At 58.6% G+C, this 18,542-nt stretch carries 17 protein-coding genes; 14 read left to right on the plus strand and 3 right to left on the minus strand.

The features are described 5' to 3' along the window. The first annotated feature begins 104 nt into the window (after window positions 1-104). From ACWFVE_RS15270 to ACWFVE_RS15295, 6 genes are all read left to right on the plus strand, one after another. Window positions 105-1,952, plus strand: coding sequence for a replication endonuclease (locus tag ACWFVE_RS15270; RefSeq protein ID WP_447530112.1), 1,848 nt, complete (start codon window positions 105-107; stop codon window positions 1,950-1,952). Beyond that, window positions 1,949-2,305 (plus strand): hypothetical protein, encoded by a 357-nt coding sequence (locus ACWFVE_RS15275; protein ID WP_447530113.1) that lies wholly within the window; start codon window positions 1,949-1,951, stop codon window positions 2,303-2,305. The genes ACWFVE_RS15270 and ACWFVE_RS15275 overlap by 4 nt, the downstream gene beginning before the upstream one ends. A gap of 432 nt (window positions 2,306-2,737) precedes the next feature. After that, window positions 2,738-2,896 (plus strand): hypothetical protein, encoded by a 159-nt coding sequence (locus ACWFVE_RS15280; protein WP_447530114.1) that lies wholly within the window; start codon window positions 2,738-2,740, stop codon window positions 2,894-2,896. Between the two features lie 101 nt (window positions 2,897-2,997). Beyond that, a complete protein-coding gene (locus ACWFVE_RS15285) occupies window positions 2,998-3,879 on the plus strand; it encodes a hypothetical protein (RefSeq protein ID WP_447530115.1) in 882 nt (293 codons plus the stop codon). 526 nt (window positions 3,880-4,405) lie between these two features. Then, entirely contained in the window at window positions 4,406-4,738 is a 333-nt protein-coding gene (locus tag ACWFVE_RS15290) for a type II toxin-antitoxin system RelE/ParE family toxin (RefSeq protein ID WP_447530116.1), read from the plus strand. Beyond that, window positions 4,735-5,055, plus strand: a complete 321-nt coding sequence (locus ACWFVE_RS15295; protein ID WP_447530117.1) for an addiction module antidote protein — start codon at window positions 4,735-4,737, stop codon at window positions 5,053-5,055. Before ACWFVE_RS15290 ends, ACWFVE_RS15295 begins: the two co-directional genes overlap by 4 nt. A 289-nt stretch (window positions 5,056-5,344) precedes the next feature. Here the strand turns inward: ACWFVE_RS15295 and ACWFVE_RS15300 are convergent, their stop codons facing one another. Together ACWFVE_RS15300 and ACWFVE_RS15305 are read right to left on the minus strand one after the other, a co-directional pair. Continuing rightward, window positions 5,345-6,250, minus strand: a complete 906-nt coding sequence (locus ACWFVE_RS15300) for a D-alanyl-D-alanine carboxypeptidase family protein (RefSeq protein ID WP_447530118.1) — start codon at window positions 6,248-6,250, stop codon at window positions 5,345-5,347. 239 nt (window positions 6,251-6,489) lie between these two features. Continuing rightward, the gene (locus tag ACWFVE_RS15305) at window positions 6,490-7,164 is read right to left on the minus strand and encodes a GntR family transcriptional regulator (protein ID WP_447530119.1); all 675 of its coding nucleotides are present in this window, start codon (window positions 7,162-7,164) and stop codon (window positions 6,490-6,492) included. Window positions 7,165-7,450: 286 nt separating this feature from the next. On the opposite strand from ACWFVE_RS15305, the gene ACWFVE_RS15310 reads away from it, so the two are divergent. The 7 genes from ACWFVE_RS15310 to mgtE all read left to right on the plus strand — a co-directional run bounded on the left by ACWFVE_RS15310 (window position 7,451) and on the right by mgtE (window position 15,492). Beyond that, complete coding sequence (locus ACWFVE_RS15310) at window positions 7,451-8,833, plus strand: flagellar biosynthesis protein FlgA (RefSeq protein WP_447530120.1); 1,383 nt, start codon at window positions 7,451-7,453, stop codon at window positions 8,831-8,833. An 86-nt stretch (window positions 8,834-8,919) separates the two neighbouring features. Beyond that, window positions 8,920-9,885: a Bug family tripartite tricarboxylate transporter substrate binding protein gene (locus ACWFVE_RS15315; protein ID WP_447530121.1), complete on the plus strand. Its 966-nt coding sequence runs from the start codon at window positions 8,920-8,922 to the stop codon at window positions 9,883-9,885. Between the two features lie 91 nt (window positions 9,886-9,976). Then, complete coding sequence (locus ACWFVE_RS15320) at window positions 9,977-10,438, plus strand: tripartite tricarboxylate transporter TctB family protein (RefSeq protein WP_447530122.1); 462 nt, start codon at window positions 9,977-9,979, stop codon at window positions 10,436-10,438. A 36-nt stretch (window positions 10,439-10,474) separates the two neighbouring features. Next, window positions 10,475-11,962 (plus strand): tripartite tricarboxylate transporter permease, encoded by a 1,488-nt coding sequence (locus ACWFVE_RS15325; RefSeq protein ID WP_447530123.1) that lies wholly within the window; start codon window positions 10,475-10,477, stop codon window positions 11,960-11,962. Between the two features lie 21 nt (window positions 11,963-11,983). After that, window positions 11,984-13,270, plus strand: a complete 1,287-nt coding sequence (otnK, locus tag ACWFVE_RS15330) for a 3-oxo-tetronate kinase (protein ID WP_447530124.1) — start codon at window positions 11,984-11,986, stop codon at window positions 13,268-13,270. Beyond that, window positions 13,267-13,914 carry a 3-oxo-tetronate 4-phosphate decarboxylase gene (otnC, locus tag ACWFVE_RS15335; RefSeq protein WP_447530125.1) on the plus strand — a complete coding sequence of 216 codons (648 nt, stop codon included), beginning with the start codon at window positions 13,267-13,269 and terminating at the stop codon, window positions 13,912-13,914. Before otnK ends, otnC begins: the two co-directional genes overlap by 4 nt. Window positions 13,915-14,136: 222 nt before the next feature. After that, entirely contained in the window at window positions 14,137-15,492 is a 1,356-nt protein-coding gene (gene mgtE / locus ACWFVE_RS15340) for a magnesium transporter (RefSeq protein ID WP_447530126.1), read from the plus strand. A gap of 15 nt (window positions 15,493-15,507) precedes the next feature. Here the strand turns inward: mgtE and ACWFVE_RS15345 are convergent, their stop codons facing one another. Then, window positions 15,508-17,115 (minus strand): methyl-accepting chemotaxis protein, encoded by a 1,608-nt coding sequence (locus ACWFVE_RS15345; protein ID WP_447530127.1) that lies wholly within the window; start codon window positions 17,113-17,115, stop codon window positions 15,508-15,510. Window positions 17,116-17,630: 515 nt separating this feature from the next. Between ACWFVE_RS15345 and ACWFVE_RS15350 the strand changes: the two genes are divergently transcribed. Continuing rightward, entirely contained in the window at window positions 17,631-18,377 is a 747-nt protein-coding gene (locus ACWFVE_RS15350; RefSeq protein ID WP_447530128.1) for a sulfite exporter TauE/SafE family protein, read from the plus strand. Window positions 18,378-18,542: the final 165 nt, after the last annotated feature.

Here is an 18,542-nt window from a genome sequence, read left to right on the forward strand (position 1 = left end):
AGCACACGGCACGGGGCGCGCCTACGCCTTACCCAGCGTGGCCAGCCCTGCGCGGCCCGTGCTGGCGCGGGCGGACATGACCCGCTAAGCGAACAGGCGGCGCCATGACCAGCCACGCCGCCTTTATCGACCGCCAAGCCTTGGGCGATGCGCTGCTAAGCTGTGGCCCTTGGAAGTGTAACGGTGACGATCAAGCCTTGATCGATCACGCCACCGCCCAAGCCCGCGCCGTGGAGCTGGAAGCCGCCAAGCTGGGCGATCCAGTCTACGCCTTGCAGCGCGCCCGCCGCCGGGCGGCCCAGCACCACCTGAGCCCACCGGAGGGCTACAGCGCTACCGGGGAACTATCCCGGCTTGCCTGCCCCTTCTGGTGGCGGCGGCAACTGCGCCGCCTGACCAGCCGCCGCCGGGAACAGCGTCAGCGGCTGTTAGGCCGTACCCAAAAGCGGGCAGGCATTTACGTGAGCGATGAAGGCTACCGCCGCCGCATCGACCAGACCACCCGTAACGCGCGCTTGCTGGAAGCTATTACCGCCACCAATCAGGACGGTGACCAGTACACGCTGGCGGAACTGGCCGAGCTTGGCCTGGCCAACCCGGAGTTTCGCCGGGCCGAGCTGATGTTGCGCATCGCCGACACTGAGCGGGAAGCCGACCGCGCCGGGCATTGCGGCATGTTCTACACCATCACCACCCCGAGCCGCTTTCACCCGATACGCCAGAACGCCAGCCTGAACCACAAGTACGCTGGCGCCGACCCGCGTGAAGCCCAAGCCTACCTGCAACACCAGTGGGCCAAGGCCCGCGCCAAGCTCAAGCGTGAAGGCTTGGGCGTGTACGGCATCCGCGTTGCCGAGCCCCACCACGATGGCACGCCGCATTGGCACCTATTGATCTGGATGCAGCGCGAAGATGAAGCCCGAATCACCACGGTGCTGCGCCGATACGCGCTGGAAGACTCGCCCGATGAAGTGACCCACAACACCAGCATTCGCTTCAAGGCGGTGAAGATCGACCGCCGCAAAGGCAGCGCCGCGGGTTACGTGGCCAAGTACGTGGCCAAGAACATCAACGGCAAGCAGCACAACCGCCAGGGCGTTGAAGGTGACAACCTCGATCATTACGGCCAGCCGCTGGAAACCAGCGCGCCGCGCATCGAGGCGTGGGCCGCCTGCTGGGGAATCCGCCAGTTTCAGTTTGTGGGCCTGCCATCGGTCACGGTGTGGCGTGAAGTGCGCCGCCTGAAAGACGATGCGCGCGTGACCGACTGGGAAGCCGCCACCCGGCCCGAGCCCGAAGCCGCCGCGATACTCGACGCCATCCGAAAGGCCGCGATCGCTGGCGCTTGGGACAAGTACCTTCACCTGATGGGCGGGCCAATGCAGCCGCGCGACGCCGCCCCCGTTCGCCCATGGCGCGTTGTGCGCCAAACCACGGCGCCCGCCAACGTCAACCGGGTAACCGGCGAGTGGTCGAGCGACACGCTGGGCCGCTACGGCGAACCGGTAGCCAGCACGTGGGGCTTGGTGGTTAGCAGTCAACTGGGCGAAACGGAATACCTGACCCGTTTCTACCGCTGGACGTTCGAGCGAAAGAGCGAAGCCGCCGGGGTTGATTTTCAGCGCGTAGGCGAAGCCGCAGCGCCTTGGACTTGTGTCATTAACTGTACGCAGCCCACCGGCAACCGGCAGCTAGATGACTGGGAATGGCACATAACGGAGTCATTCAGGCGGATGTTCCCGACCCCACCACGGGAACAGGTGCAGCGAATCCAGCAACAAGCCACCCAAGATGCCAAACAATACCGCGTTATGTCGGTCAGGCGCCGCCTTGAGCGTGAAGACCAAGAACGCTTGCGCGAATCCATTGAGAAAGGCCGCGAGCTGCTGATAGCCATGCTGGCGCGCGGGGAGCTATCACCTGCCGACATACCGCCGGGAGCCATCGCATGAACGCAGACGCTCTGCTTGCCCGCATCGCCCGGATGCAAGCCGCCGCTGGCGCCACCCAGGCACAGGGCCGCCCGACCGCCCGACCAAAGCACCACCACCACCGCGCCGCCGTGACCAGCCGGGTGGAGCCATGGCTGGCGCTGATCGAGAAGCGGTGCCGCCTGCTGGCCGAAGACCGGCGCTTTATCCGCTTGCGTCTGGCCATGCAGGAACGACAGCACGCCATGCGCTTGGCCGAAGGGTATAGCGCCGCTTGGGAACTGGCAGCCAGCCAGGAGCCGCGCGCCCACGTGAAGCACAACGCTGGCCGTCAGGCGGCCAACCTTTGGCTAAAGCGGCAGCTCGAACAATGATCGAGCGAGCCACACAACCCAACGGCGATGGGCACAGCGATACCAAACAGCTCAAAGGCGGGCGATTGCTCCAAGACAGCCGGGCGGGCGCTGATAAAAAGCCGGGTCCTTCTAACGATCGTTTCCCCAAGCCACGGGGGGAAGCAGCCCCGGATTTCGTGAAATTTTCGGCCACCCAGCGTGTACCACCACAGGTTACCCGTATTCGCGCAGTGGTGCGGCTGATGACCTGTACGACCTGTACACCGCGCCCCGTGTATTCAGGCAAAGCATGTACAGGTGACGCCCCGGAAAATACACACCTCAACACCGGGACGGTCATCCGCAAAGGCCAGCGCTTAGCGCTGCCGGGAGGTGACGCCATGCCATAGCTCACCGCCAGAAAAAAGGCTTAATAAGACCCGATTAGCGGCAAATAAGAGTAACTCGAATATGAAAAAGCGCGGCTCCCAGATTTACCCATCCCAACAGCGGCGCGCCGAGCTGGCGCGAATGCTTGACGAAATGGCCACCGCTGGCGATGTGAACGCCGCAGGCTGGCTGCTGCTGTTATCCGAGATCAAACACCCCAAAAGCGAGGCACCCCAATGAACAACGACCTAACCACATGGAAAGAATGGCTCGAGCAACATCGGCAAGCGCAACAAGTGTTGAGCGGGGCTACTGCCAAAGCGTCAGAAGCAAAGCAGCAAATGAATGATGCCGAACGGCACCTAACGTCGAGCACTCGACAGGGGCGCCCGGATGGCCTGGTCATTGCCGACCCGGCAACACCTGAGCAGGTGCAACAGGTAACGGACTACCTTTCGCACGCACTCGAGCGAAGCGCTACCCACCACGATGACCCACGGCGCTTGGAGCTACAACGGGAACTGGGCGACCTTAAGCGAGCGCGGCTTGCCCACGAAGAAGCCCAGAGCGTTTATACCGAACGAAACGAAGCGCAGAACAGTGCCGAGCAGTCGCTAGCGGCCACCATCAAGGCAAGGCCGGAGGCTTCACCGCAAGCACTGGAAGCCGTCACCCAAGCGATCACGGCTCACCAGCAGCGCATCGACAAAATTAACGACACCATCGCGGCGATGAAGGATAGCGACAGCATCGCCGCCGATCTGGAAGCCCAAGCCCAGCGCGCAGCCGAGGAAGTAGAGCGCCTGGAAGCCAACGCGCTGCTTGGCGAGATAGACGACGAGGCCAAGGGCCAAGCCACCACCACGCTGGCTAAAGCCCGCAAGGCGTCGGAAAAAGCAGCCGAGCAGGCAGAAAAGCAAGCGAGCGCTCGCCGCGGGCTGGAAAAAATGCGCGCCGATCTGCAAGCCGAGCTTACCGAGCTGGAACACCTGCACCAGGGCGTGGGCTATGAAGTGGCACAAGCCGCCATGGCAAAAGCCGAGCGTGAGCTTTTAGAAGCGATTGAGTCAGCCGGTTTACAGGAGCGGGTGTCGGCCATTAATACGGCGCGCGATGAGGCAAATCACTTTGCCCCGGAAAGCGTAAATTACAGCAGCGTGCATGTTGAGCTAGGGTTATCCCACTTCTACACAACAGAGGCACCTGAGCGGCTGGAATACTAAGCCAGGCACCACCGAACGAAGCCGCGAAAGGATTGCCCCTTCGCGGCTTTTTCATGCCCGCCGATAACGATCCGATATACCAAAAAATAAAAAGGTACTCCCCCACCCATCCCCACCACTACGGGGGAAAGCAGCCCCGAAATGCAGCTATGCACGGCGAATTTTCGATAGTTGGTTGTTGTTTCTTTATCCCCATCATACCGCCCACCGCACCCGGCCAAAAATCCCGTGGCCAGCGCGTCCCAGCCGGTATAACCACGGCGCCCAATGACACGCGATACAACAACCCAAGACAACCTAGCGGCATGTTTGAACAAGCGCGGGGCTGGCGCGCTACACCCAGGGGGGAATGGGGCGAAGCCCCATGAAGCGAAGCGGTAACCGGCAAGGCACGACAAGCGCGGCGATAAAGCGGCCCGCCGCCCACCACCTAATCCAAACGCGACGCCGTGCCGATCACTGACAAACGGGGGTTGGTTGAAAGCGCGCGCTACCTTCAATGTAGCTTATAAGCTACAATTGCCCAATGATCGAGCTTACCCACTACCTGACCGCAGACGGCCACGACCCCTTTCAAACGTGGGTCAATGCTGTAAAGGCAAAAGACCGAATGGCGGCCATGCGGGTACTGACGCGCCTTAACCGGCTGGCCACAGGCAACCCCGGCGATACCAAGGCGGTGGGCGATGGTGTGTTGGAGCTGCGAATCGATTATGGGCCGGGCTACCGCGTTTATTATGCGAAGGTGGGCGGGCGCGTTGTGATGCTGCTAGCCGGTGGTACCAAAAAACGCCAGCAGGCCGACATAGAGCAGGCCAAGGCGTTTTTGGCCGACCACCGAAGGAGAACCCGGACATGAAAAACCACGATGATGCGGTTGTCGATATGCTGCGCGAAGACCCAGCAATGACGCTAGACTACCTGCGCGCCGCTTTCGACGAGCTGGACGAACAAGGCGGTGAGGCGGCCTTTCTCATGGCCCTGCGCCACGTAGTGGACGCCCAAGGCGGCGTAGCGGCGATCGCCCAGCGCGCTGAAGTTTCCCGCGAAAGCCTTTACCGGGCGCTCTCGCCCAAAGGCAACCCTACGCTTCGCACCATGACCGCCGTCATCAAGGCCACGGGGATACACTTCCACGATCTGACACACCAGAACCAGGAACCGATAGCGGGTTAGAGCGTAGTCGATTCATGGGAAGCCATCCCTCTCTACCCCGTACACGGGTTCAAAGTACGGGTTAACCGGCTTAGTACCATGGAAAAGGGGGCATAATTGGGGGCACATTTCAAAATAGCTTGCCATCATATATAATAAAAACAGTATCTTAAATAAACTTTAAGCGAGACGCCGCCTCCACCAGACACCCCAGCAAATCAAGCACCTTCGGGTGCTTTTTTTGTGCCCAGGAATTGAGACGCGCCTTTTCGAGCCCGGCGATTAAAGCCTGCTGCGGCTCGAAACGCTTCTAGACAGGCTTGATCGCCGGCCATGTAAACGCTCGAGAGACGCTATTCAGGATGGTCGTGGCATCGCTGTAGCGCCGAGAATCGGACGTGGACTTGAGAACGACGGTAATGACGCGGTGACCACCCGGCGCGGCATGCTCGAGCAAGAGGTTGAACCCCCACCCGGTGAGCGTGCCCGTCTTGCCCCCGGTAACGGCGCGGTCTTTCTCTCGTATAGCGACCACCGATGTTGTGATGGGCTCCACGCGCGCATCCGGGCCGCCCACGTGCAGGGTGTATCGCGCCTTGTTCCAGATAGTGACGAGCACGTCGCTATCGAGCGCCGCCCGGCCGAGGCGGGCCAGATCTCTGGCGGTAGCGTACTGATGGGCGGCGGGAAGACCGTGCGGGTTGATGAAATGACTGTTGTGCATTTTAAGCCTGGCCGCAGTGGTGTTCATTTCCTGAACGAACCGCTCTTTCGGATGCCCGCTGCCGGCTTCATTATCCAGTATTTTCTGACCCACTACTCGCGCCACGACGGCGGCGGTTACATTGCTGGAGGGGAGCATGAGGTTATGCAGCGCGCCCTCCACCGTGATGGCGTCCCCCGCACGCAGATTGTTACCGGACCCGCCGGTCGCATCTTCGCTCTCAACCCGCAAGACGTCCGACAGTACCGGCATCCACTTTAAAAAGACCAGGCAGGTCAACAGCTTCGCGAGGGAGGCCGGCAGCATTTTAAGGTCCGCATCCTTGGCCCACAGCACATCATCATGAAGCGCCGAATGGCGTGAAGCGCTCACGCAAATGGCCGACTTGGCGGTGATTTCAGCAGAATTGCCAAGCGACTTACCACCGAGCTGATCAAGCCCGCCCTCCAGATCGCTTTTCACCTCTCTCGGTACGTCATCCGGTCGTGCCATTTTCCGCTCCCGATGCCTGAGTCTGCGTGCATTGAGCTTGAAGCATGAACACAAAGCCGGCAAACCCTTACGCTATGGCGGGGCGGACCGGCGGGCCCCTGAACCAGGAACCGCTGAATAAAGTGACAGCGGCTACCCCATCTAGTTGCCGTCTTTTTATAGGAAGCAGCCATAAAGCTTTGAGGACACCCCTGAAACCTTCAGGCATTGGCATGTGCCAGTTTCTCGTAAATACTTTTTTAGCGCGGCGGGCTATGGACCTGCTCCCCGTGGGCGTACTTGATCCAGGTTTTCCCTAGGTGGTTACGCAGCTCGTGGCCTACTCGCTTGCCATCGCGCGCTTCCAGGGCGGCCAGAATCGCTTCGTGCTCCTCCATGGCCGTCGCCCACTTCTCGTTTTTTTGATTCGAAAGGTAGCGGACGCGGTAAAGCTGGCGACTCAAGTTGGCATGCATATCGATTAGGGTGGAATTCCCAGAGAGCGCCACGATCCGATTGTGTATATCCTGATTTAGACGAAAGTAATTCTGTCGATCTCTTCTCACGAAAGCAGCCTTCATCTCGTAATGAAGCGCCTGAAACTCTGCAATATCCTCTTCAGTGGCCACGGCGCAGGTAAGCTCCGCGGCAGCCTGCTCCAGCACACTAAGTACGTATGCCTTCTCCTTCATGTCCGCCGCACTCACATCCGCCACTACGGCTCCACGGTTGGGAGAGATCACCACGAGCCCTTCGGCCGCAAGAATTTTCAACGCTTCACGCAGGGGAGTTCGCGATACCTGAAGCTCGACGGCCAGCGTACGCTCGGGTAAGCGCTGGCCCGGTTGAAAATGATCCATCACGATATGCTCGCGCAAATAGGTAGCGACTTTTTCTACCAACCCGGCATGACTGACTTGAACGGTCTCTTCCATAGCGTTATTCACTTTTGTTAGCGACGAGCAAGAGTGGCATACCAAAAAACACCTTTCAAATGAATCGATAACTTCAAATAGAATGCTTCTCGATGATATTCATGCACTTATATCCATACATAAACCAACAACTACTAAAGTAGCATGGGCGATGCGTTGACCCTCCAAATGGTATACCACTACATTCTTTTGATCCGTGTGTCGTTTTGCTTTGTCATCGAGGCAGACATACGTTCGTCCTATTGCTGTTGCCTGCTATCGAATAATTAGGAAATACCCCTTATCTATGAATTACTTACAACACTTTGAAAACGCTAAAGTGGTCGAAGCGTGCATTGCGGGCGCGGGTGACTTTGGCCGTGGCGTACTGCGCCAAGCGCGCCAGATGGAAAAATTGTCAGCGCGTATTGCGATCGATATCAATCCGGAAAGAGCGGCTGACGCCTTACGCCAAGCGGGTATTTCAGACAAAGACATAATGGTATGCCATTCTGGCGCGGAAGCTGAAAACGCCTGGGAGAAAGACTCCTTCATTGCGACCGCGTCTTTCGATACCGTGGCAACACTACCTTTCGATATTCTCGTTGAATCCACCGGCATCCCGGATATTGGCGCGCAATATGCCGAGAGTGCGCTGCTGGCCGGCAAGCACGTGGGTATCGCGACCAAGGAAACCGAATCGGTGGTAGGGCCCTATCTGACGCGTTTGGCAGAACAGCAAGGACGAATCTTTACGCCCCTCGACGGCGACCAGCCAAGCCTGCTGATCGGTTTGTTGACCTGGGCGAAAACCCTGGGCTTTGAAATCGTTTCAGCCGGCAAAAGCAGCGAATACGATTTTATCTGGGATGAAGCCCAGGGCACCGTTATTTGTAACGGCGCCACCTACGATGCCGCTGACATGGCATCGCTCTGGACACTGGATGAACGCGACCCACGTGCAACGGTTAAAGCACGCAGCGAGGCACTCTCCGCCATCCCACAGATTTCAGTACCCGACCTGTGCGAAATGGTCAACGTGGCCAATGCCACCGGCCTACAGCCCGACCTGCCCGCGTTTCATGCCATGGTGTTGCGCACCCACGAAGTGCCCACCCTGCTGGATACCCAAGCCCACGGCGGCGTTCTTCAGGGCCCCCAGCGACTCGAAGTGTTCAACTGCCTGCGTCGACCTGACGAGCTGAGCTTCGCTGGCGGCGTATTCGCCGTAGTGCGCTGCGAAGACCCTCACGTTTGGCAGTTGCTTCGCGACAAGGGACACGTGCTTAGCCAAAGCGGCGATAGCGCCATGATCTATCTACCGCGGCACTTGCTCGGGCTCGAAGCGCCGATTTCGCTGCTCGATGCGGTACTCAACGGCATCACCTCCGGCGGAGGCCAAGCCACGACACCCAAGTTCGATCTAACGGCGCGCACGACCCAAGCGATCCAGGCAGGACAACTGCTCGAGATGAAAGGTCATCATCGCCATATCGAAGGCTTGCGCCCGGAGATCCACCCCGCCGCGGCGCTTTCCGGTGAAGCCAACGTGCCGTTCTATCTGCTGCCGGGGGCGAAAGTGGTTCGCGATATCGCACCGGGACAGCCGATTACGCTTGCCGATGTCACTCTGGCTGAGAGCAAGTTAAAAGAGCTTCGCCTCAAGCAAGATGCACTTTTGAGCCCGTAACACCTTACGTCCGGGCAATAGATGCTATTGCCCTTTTCCCACTTAGACAGCCCCTAAAAGCAACAACAATCGCTCTGGAGAAAATCATGCCTACTCAGTTCAGTATCAAATACGCCGCTCTCGGGTTAACCCTGCTTGGTACCGCCACCGCCGTCAATGCAAACGACGCGGACACGTTCCCCAGCAAACCCATCGAGTTTCTAGTGGCCGCTGGCGCTGGCGGCGGCACCGACAACTTCGCCCGTGTAGTTCGCCCCATGTTCGAAGAAGTGGTGGGTGGTGCGCGCATCACCGTGGTCAACCTGCCGGCCGCTTCCGGCGCCCTGGCTCACCAGCGCACCGCAAACGGCGCCGCCGACGGGCATACCCTGGATTTCGCTTCTACGACGCTTGTGACATCGCTTGCCGCCGGGCAAAACCCGGTGGGTCTGGATCAGCTGACACCTATCGCGCGCATGCAATCCGACGTCATGGCGCTGTTCGTCAATCCGGAACGCTTTGAAGATTTCGATGCGTTCATGACTTACGCCGAGGAAAACCCGGGCGAAGTCACCGTGGGCGGCACCCATACGGCGAGTCCAGACCACATGGCGTTTCTGTCGCTGATGGATGCCTCGGGTCTGGATATGAACTTCATTCCCTACGACAGCACGGGTAACGCCACGGCGAACGTGCTGGGCGGCAACATCGACGCCACCACGACATCACTGAGCCCGCTTTTAAGCTATATCGACGCAGGCCAGATGGCGCCGATTCTGATTTTTAGCGATGAGCGTCTCGAAGACTATCCGGATGTACCCACCACGGTGGAGCACGACTGGGATCTGACCGACGGTAACGACCGCGCCATTTTCGTGCATGCCGACACCCCGGACCCCATTGTGCAGCGCCTGCAGGACGCCTTTCAGGAAGTTTACGACTCTGAGGAGTACCAGAGCTACGCCGAACGCGTGAATCTGGATTACCGCGATGGCTGGATGAATGGCGATGAGTATCGTCAGCGCCTGGAAAACAACCTCGACCTTTATTCGCGGCTTCTACAAAACGACTGATACCCCCGTTGATTTGTAAAAGCATTACGTTCTGTTTGCTTCAAAGACCGGTCAACTGACCGGTCTTCCAATGTTCCCCTCAGGATTGGCCATGCACGTCAGAATCACTATTTTCGCGCTGGGGATCGTGCTACTTGCAGTTGTTGGGCTTTACCCGACGCTGCAGTTTCCAAGCTCGGCGCAGGTCTCCACCTTCATTGGGCCACGGGTTTGGCCTTTAACGCTGCTCGCCGTTTTATGCGTACTTGGACTGGTGCTTTTGGTGCTGACCTGGCGCGACCCCACGCGCGGGGTGACGGACGACGAGCCCCCTACCCACCGCTTCTCTTTCTCTCTGGGACGTACGCGTCACTGGTGGTTCATGGCCGCCGCCGCCGGCTACACGCTCTTGATGCAAAGCGTCGGTTTCCTTATTGCAAGCCTGGTGTTCACGCTGGTCGGCACGCTGTTACTCGGCGCCCGCTCGTGGGTGACGATCACCATTACCCTGGTGGTGGCAGCGGCGCTCATGCAGGGCGTGTTCGTATCACTGCTGGGCATTCCCATGCCGTAAGGCTGCCCCCATTCCCCACTTTCCAGGGAGTCGATCATGCTAGAAAATTTCTTGGGCGGGTTAGCCGTGGTGATGCAGCCACTGAACCTGCTGCTATTAACCTCTGCCGTCTTTATCGGTTTTATCGGTGGTGCGCTCCCCGGCATCAGCGGCGTGATCCTCGTGGTCATTTTGCTGCCGGTGACCTACGGCATGGAGCCCACCACCGCCTTCATGGTGCTGACCGCCATTTATGGAGCCACGGTCTTCTCGGGACTGATCACCGCCATTCTCTACCGCGCCCCCGGCACCCCCGAGGCGGTCATGACGGCTTTTGATGGCTACCCGATGACGCAGCGGGGCGAAGCGGGCAAGGCACTGGGCATCGGCGTTTTGAGTTCGGCGATCGGCGGCATCGTGGGCACCATTGCCTTGATCATCTTTACACCGGTGCTGGCCACCATGGCGCTGAGATTTTCATCCCCCGAGTACTTCGCGCTGGCCGTGCTGGGGCTAACCGTGGTGGCTTCACTCGGCGGGCGCCTTATCTTTGGCTTGATCGGCGCGGCGCTGGGGCTATTTATCGCCACCATCGGTATCGACCCCTTGACCGGCACCAGCCGCTATACCTTCGATAACCTCAACCTGGCGGAAGGCGTCGGGCTAATTCCCGTGATCGTCGGGCTTTTCGCGGTGTCCGAGGTCATGAAGCGCACGCTGGATCACGCGAGCCACCAGCCGCTCAAGGAAGTGAAGGTCAAGATTTTCGATCTGCCCGTTTTGCGTCAGATTGGCGCTACGCTGTCTCGCTCCTCGATCATTGGCGTCGTCATCGGCATTTTGCCGGGTATCGGGGCCAGTACCGCCGCCATGGTCAGCTACAGCGAAACGGTTCGCTGGTCCAAGCACCCGGAAAAATTCGGCAAGGGCGCCCCGGAAGGCATTGCCGCCCCGGAGTCCGCCAATAACGCCGCCGCCATGGGGGCGCTGGTACCACTTTTCGCCCTGGGCATCCCGGGCAGCGGTACAACGGCCGTCATCCTGGGCGCCTTCATCATGCACGGCCTGCAGCCGGGGCCGATGTTCATGCTCACCAGTAGCGACTTGATCTATGCGGTCTTTGCCGGCCTTTTCATCGTCAATTTTATGATTTTGCTCTTCTCCAAGCCGTTTATCGTGTTGTTCACCAAACTCTTGAACGTACCTTACTCGGCGCTGGGGCCCATCATCATCATGTGCTGCATCGTGGGAACCTTTTCGGTGCGAAACTCGATGTTCGACGTATGGCTCATGCTGGGCTTTGGTGTCGTGGGCTACCTGCTCGAGAAGATCAACTTCCCTATGGTATCGATCATCCTGGGGCTGGTACTCGGCCCCATTGCCGAGAGTGAGCTTCGCCGGTCGCTTTCGATGTCACAGGGAAATTTCGGCATCTTTTTGGATCGCCCGATTAGCGCCACGCTATTGGCAATCGCCCTCTTGTTGCTCACGGCAACGTTGATCATGCCGCTGATTAAACGTGCGCGGCGCCGCACGGCTTCTTAAGCCGGGATTTGGAGAACGAATATGACGATCGTACTAGGCGCTATCGCCGATGACTTTACCGGCGCCACCGACCTGGCCAACAACCTGGTACGCGGCGGCATGCGCTGTGTGCAGGTGATCGGCGTGCCCGACACCCTGCCCGACTTGCGCGATGTCGACGCGGTGGTCGTGGCGCTCAAATCCCGCTCCTGCCCCGCGGATGAGGCGATTGCCGATTCGCTCGCCGCGCTCGACTGGCTGCGCGAGCTAGGTGCCCGGCAGTTCTTTTTCAAGTACTGCTCGACGTTTGATTCAACCGATCAGGGCAATATCGGCCCGGTGGCCGATGCCTTGCTCGATCGTCTGAAGGCTTCGCAAACCGTTCTGGCGCCCGCCTTTCCGGTCAATGGGCGTACGGTCTATCAAGGGCACCTGTTCGTCGGTGATCGCCTCTTGAACGACAGCGGCATGCAACACCACCCGCTTACGCCGATGACCGATGCGGATCTGGTGCGCGTGCTCTCGAAGCAAACGCCGCACGCCGTGGGCCTGGCCTCGCGTGGCGTATTGACCCAAGGCGCCGAAGCCACGCGCGACCACCTCGCCGCCCTGCAGGCGGACACCGTTCGTCACGTGATTTGCGACAGCGTGGATGATCGTGACCTGGAGGTCCTTGCCGAAGCGGCCGTCAATTTAGCACTGGTCACCGGCGGTTCGGGCCTGGGCCAAGCCTTGCCCGCGCAATACCGCCGGCAAGGGTGGCTGGACAAGATCGCCGAACCCGGTCGCCTGCAGCCCGCCTCGGGCAGCGCACTGGTGCTCTCCGGCAGCTGCTCCCGGGCAACGCTTGCCCAAGTGGATGATTTCCTGGTGCGCCATCCGGAAGGCGGCTTTGCGATCCATCCGCTGGATCTGGCAAACGGTGATACCCACTGGAACGAGGCCCTGGCGTTTGCACTTGCGCGTATCGAGCAAAACGCCCCGGTACTGGTGTATGCCTCCGCCGATCCGGAGAAAGTCAAAGCGGCTCAGAACCAGCTCGGTGTGGAAAAGGCCGGACGCCTGGTCGAAAACGCATTGAGTCAGCTCGCGGTATCGCTGGTCGACAAGGGTGTCGGCCGCCTGCTGGTGGCCGGCGGCGAAACCTCGGGCGCGGTGGTGTCCGCGCTGAACATTACCGCGCTTCGTATTGGCGAGCAGATCGATCCAGGCGTTCCCTGGACTCAGGCGGCACTGGACGGCCATACGGCGCCGCTTTCACTAGCGCTGAAATCAGGCAATTTTGGCGGCGTCGATTTCTTCACTCGAGCGTTTGAGGTGTTGTCATGAGCACACACGAGCAGAACCAGCTACGCGAACATATCAGCTTGCTCGGAAAATCGCTGTTCGATCGAGGCCTGACCATGGGCTCGAGCGGCAACATCAGCGTTCGCCTGGACGACGGCGGCTGGCTGATGACGCCCACCAATGCGTGTCTGGGCCGGCTGGACCCGGCGCGCATCTCACACCTGGATAAAAACGGCCAGCTCTTGAGCGGCGACAAGCCCACCAAAGAGCACTTCCTTCATACGGCCATGTATGACGAGCGGCCGCAGTCCGGCGCTATCGTACATCTACACTCGACGCATTCGGTGGCCGTCTCGTGTCTACCCAACATCGACCCTTGCGACTGCATCCCCCCCATTACGGCTTATTACGCCATGCGCGTCGGTAAGCTTCCGCTGGTGCCTTACCATATACCCGGAGATGAAGCGTTGGGCGATGCGGTACGTGGTTTAGCGGGCCAACATAGCGCAGTTCTGTTGGCCAATCACGGCCCGGTCGTCGCCGGTAAAAACCTGGAAGCCGCCGTCTACGCAACGGAAGAGCTCGAAGAGACGGCAAAACTCTTTTTGCTACTTCGTGGTGAGAACCCCCGTATCCTGACGCCTGAACAGGTCGCGGCACTAGAGGCGCGTTTTCCACGCGACTGAGTATCAAGCGCTTTTCTTCGAGGCGATAACGGTAGCGGCTCTCAACGCCCCTCTTGATCAACAAGCGGGGCTTTTTATGCGTCGTACCGCGCGACGTCGAGCGCATTGGTAATCCATTGTGGCGTATAGCTTTCCACGCAGGTACACCATAGACTGAAAGGTGGGCCATGTTACCGCTACGCACCCCCTCTTTTACCGATCATGCGCCCAAGGAAGGATTTCATGGCCGACGACGAACAGTACACCGATGGCGAGACGCAGCTTCTTTACATTCAAGAGCGACTCGATGAAAACGACACGCCGTCACTGAAGACGCTGTTCGACGATCTGGAAACTCTGGAAATAGCGCGCATCCTCGAATCCTTTCCCACGAAGACGCGTAACCTCTTGTGGGAACTCATCCCCGCTACGCTGCTCGGCGAAGTGCTGGCAAGCGTCGATGAAGATATTCGCGCGGACTACGTCGAAGACCTGTCGATCAGCGATATCGAAAACATCGTTAGAGGTCTGGACGCCCAGGACGTTGCCGAAGTACTCGAGGTGGCTGACGAGGACGTCAAAACGAGCGTTTACGCAAGCCTCGATGACAATATTCGCGCCCAGGTAGAGAACCTGCACGCCTACGAAGAGGATGTCGTGGGCCGCTACATGGACCCGGAGACGGTCAATGTAAAGCAGGGTGTCTCCCTTGAAGCCGTACAGCGTTATATCCGCATCCATCATCTGCTCGACGATGAGTCGCAGCAGGTGATGATCACCGATAAAGACAAACGCCTGCTCGGCACGCTGACGCTGATCGACTTGATCAAGCAGCCCCAGGACGCGGTGGTCGATGACTACATGGATGACTTTTTCACGCTCAACGATCAGATGAAAGTCAGCGAAGCCGCTATTTTGCTGCGTTCGAAAGAGCTGCCCTTCGTCCCGGTGTGCGATAGCGACGGCCTGCTGGTGGGCCAGCTCAATGCGGCAGATGTTCTGGAAATCACCCAGGACGACGCGGATCTAACGCTGAAGCACCTTTCCGGCGTCAGCGACGAAGAAGAGGTGTTCACGCCCATCGTGCGTAGCGCCAAAAGCCGCGGCGTATGGCTGGGCATCAATTTAATGACGGCTTTTTTGGCGGCGTTCGTCATCGGGCGGTTCGAGGCGGTGCTGGATCAAATCGTAGCGCTGGCGATTCTAATGCCGGTGGTCGCCAGCATGGGGGGAATCGCCGGCAGCCAAACGCTAACGGTGGTGATCCGTGGCCTGGCCCTTGGCCAACTGGCCGGTAATAACAAGCGCTGGCTCTATAACAAGGAACTTTGGGTCGGTATGAGCAACGGCCTGGTCTGGGCCCTGGTGGTGGGCGCCATCTCCTATCTTTGGTTTGGCCAGGTGCTCATCACCGTGGTCATCACGCTGGCCATTTTTATCAACATGAGTCTGGCGAATATCTCGGGCGTACTGATCCCCTTGGTCCTGAAGCGGCTGAAGATCGACCCAGCGCTCTCCGGCGCGGTTATCTTGACCACCGTGACCGATGTCGTCGGCTTTCTATCGTTTCTGGGCCTGGCGACGGTGATTATTTTATGAAGATGGGTACCACCATCACCTCGCGGGCACTTTATCGAGCAAAGGGCGACCGCTGGTATTAGCCATTAGCGGGTGTTCTGACAGCTTGAATTTCTCCACGGCCCCCACCAGGTCGTGGGCCTGATCTCTAAGGCTTGCGGCCGCCGCGGCCGACTCTTGAACGAGCGCCGCGTTTTGCTGAGTGGTGTGATCGAGCTGACTAATCGCTTGGCTCACCTGGCTAACGGCGGCGCTCTGTTCGCTGCTGGCACTACTGATCTCTCCCACGATATCGCTGACATGCTGAATCGATGCCACGATATCTTGCATGGTGGCGCCCGCTTGATCCACCAGCTGGGTGCCTTTACCCACGCGCTCGACGCTGATACTAATCAATGCCTTGATCTCTTGAGCCGCTTGCGCACTACGCTGGGCCAAATTACGCACTTCACCGGCCACCACGGCGAAACCGCGGCCTTGCTCACCGGCCCGCGCCGCTTCTACCGAGGCGTTCAACGCCAAAATATTGGTTTGAAACGCGATGCTATCGATGACGCCCACGATATCGTGAATTTGGCTGCTGCTTTCATTGATGTCTCGCATGGTCTGCACGACCTGCTCTACAACGCCGCCCCCTTCCCGGGCGACCGTGCTGGCACTGGCGGCAAGCTGGTTGGCATTCATGGCGTTTTCAGCATTTTGGGTCGCGCTGGAGCCCATCTCCTCGATCGAAGCCGAGGTCTGCTCAAGCGCCGAGGACTGCACCTCGGTGCGCTGGCTCAGGTCGTCATTGCCCTGCGCGATTTGTGCACTCGCCGTCGCGACGCTTTCGGCGTTACGGCGCACATCGAAAACTACTTGAGCAAGACTTGCGACCATCGACTTTTGCGCCATCAGCAGCTGACCGATTTCGTTTTGGGAGTCGGGTTCGATGCTGGTCGATAAGTCGCCATCGGCGACGGCCTGGGACTGCTGAACGGCTTGACCTAGCGGCCGGGTAATACCTCGCGTAATGATGACGGCCGCGCCGACCGATATCAGCACCGCCAATAACCCAAGGGCCAGGGTCGATAGCATCGCCTGATAGTATCGGGCATCGCCATGTTCCATCCCCCGCTGCGCGGCGACGAGCTGCTCATCGATCAGTCGAGTGATCGTCTCGCTTATAGGGTCGATAGAGGCGTACAAGGCGCCATCATGAGCGTCGAGCCTGCCCACGGCCCGCCCTGACATGGTTTGCAACGTTTGCTCGAGCTCATCCAACGCGCGGTTGGCTGGTTCGAATAGCGCCTGGGCCCGAGCGGCAATCGCCGCCTCCTCGGCCGTCAGCGTCGTTTCTATATAAGCTTGCCACCGATCGGCAATGACATCGCGGGCGCCATGAACCGCCTCGAGCGCCTCTTCAGCGCTCATCAAGCCCGCGTTGGCCTTGTTAACGGCATCGATGACATCCACCGCATAAGCATCCGAAATCACTTTAAGATCCTGCAAGGGGACCACGCGATCGTAATAAAGAGAACTCATGGTGTCGTTAATGCTGCGCAGGCTGAACGAGTTCAAAAGCCCCGTAAATACTAAAAACAAGACAGGCACTAAAAATCCAAAGCCAATCTGCTTGCTAATTGAAAAATCCTTGAATTTCATTATGTATATTCCGTTAGGTGATAGAGAACTCAGGAAGGGACGCTCGCTGTACAGTCGTTTTATATAACAGGCACCACACTCGAAGCCGCCGCGCACTTATTTAGGTGCCCTTGCAGTTGAAGACCGAACGCTTTATAGCGCTTTTTTATAGGCGTTTCCCTTTTACTACCAGCCCCCTGAAAACAGCCCGCCGAATGGACGCTGGCAATCAGCAAGGCCGTTAGGCGATACGACCAAGCTTACCGCGCCATCATAAAAATCACGGTCTAGTCGTTGATCACCCATCCTCGTCACTTCTAAAAACGGCTAAAATCATTAAAACTTTAATTAATCTACCCTATTCAGCCAAATAGTTAAAAGCCATTAATACACTGCTCAAAACCGAAAATCGGTTCAAACAAGATGGGGTTAAAGTGCAGCTGTGTTACCACCTTACCCGCCGACAGATAGCCGGATGCTATACTCCGCTACTCCACGACGTTTTACAGACTTCATTTTAGTAGGCCAGGACCTCCATGCTTCCCGATTACTCCACCATCGCCTGGATATTGATTGTTTTCTCCGTGTACCTCACCGGCGTCTCCAAGGGTGGTTTTGCAGGTGGATTCGGTACGCTTTCAGTGCCGTTAATGGCGTTGGTGATCAGCCCCACTCAAGCCGCAGGACTATTATTGCCGCTGCTCTTGGTGATGGACGTATTCGCGGTGAAAGCGTGGTGGGGCAAGCACGACATGGCAGAAGTGTGGCGCTTTCTGCCCGGGCTTTTTATCGGCGTGGCGATCGGTACGCTACTTTTTGGCAGCTTGAGCGATCAGGGCGTTCGGCTGGTACTAGGGCTTTTATCGCTGGTGTTTGCCGTTTACATGCTGTTAAAGCCGGTCGCCAAAAAGCCCATCTCCACACGCTGGGCCTTGCCCGCGGCAAGTGTGTGCGGGTTTACGAGCTTTATCGCCCATGCCGGTGCACCACCGCTCAATGTGTATCTGCTGCCGCGCAAACTTGCCAAGGAGACCTTCATTGCTACCTGTGCGGTGGCTTTTGCCATCGTCAACGCCATCAAACTGGGGCCTTACCTCTGGCTGGGCGAAGTCAACCTCACCAGTGCCTGGGCCTCGCTTTTGCTGGTACCCGTGGCGTGGGTGGGGGTGCGTAACGGGCTTTGGCTGCAAAGCCGAGTGAACGATGCACTGTTCTACCGGCTGGTCATCCTGGCCATGCTACTGGTGGGCACTAACCTGATCGTGCAATCCTTGAATGTTTAGCCTTCAGGCTCAAGCCCGAACGAAAGCATCGACGAGGCGGGAGAATCGGCGATGCCGGAAACCAGCGGCTTTCGACTAATTTAAAATAGTAATTTCTGCTGTATAGAGAAGACGTTATAGCGCTTTAAAGGCGACGAAAGTCCTTTAAAAGTATATGCTTTCGTG

This window comes from Vreelandella mediterranea, from assembly GCF_970647075.1.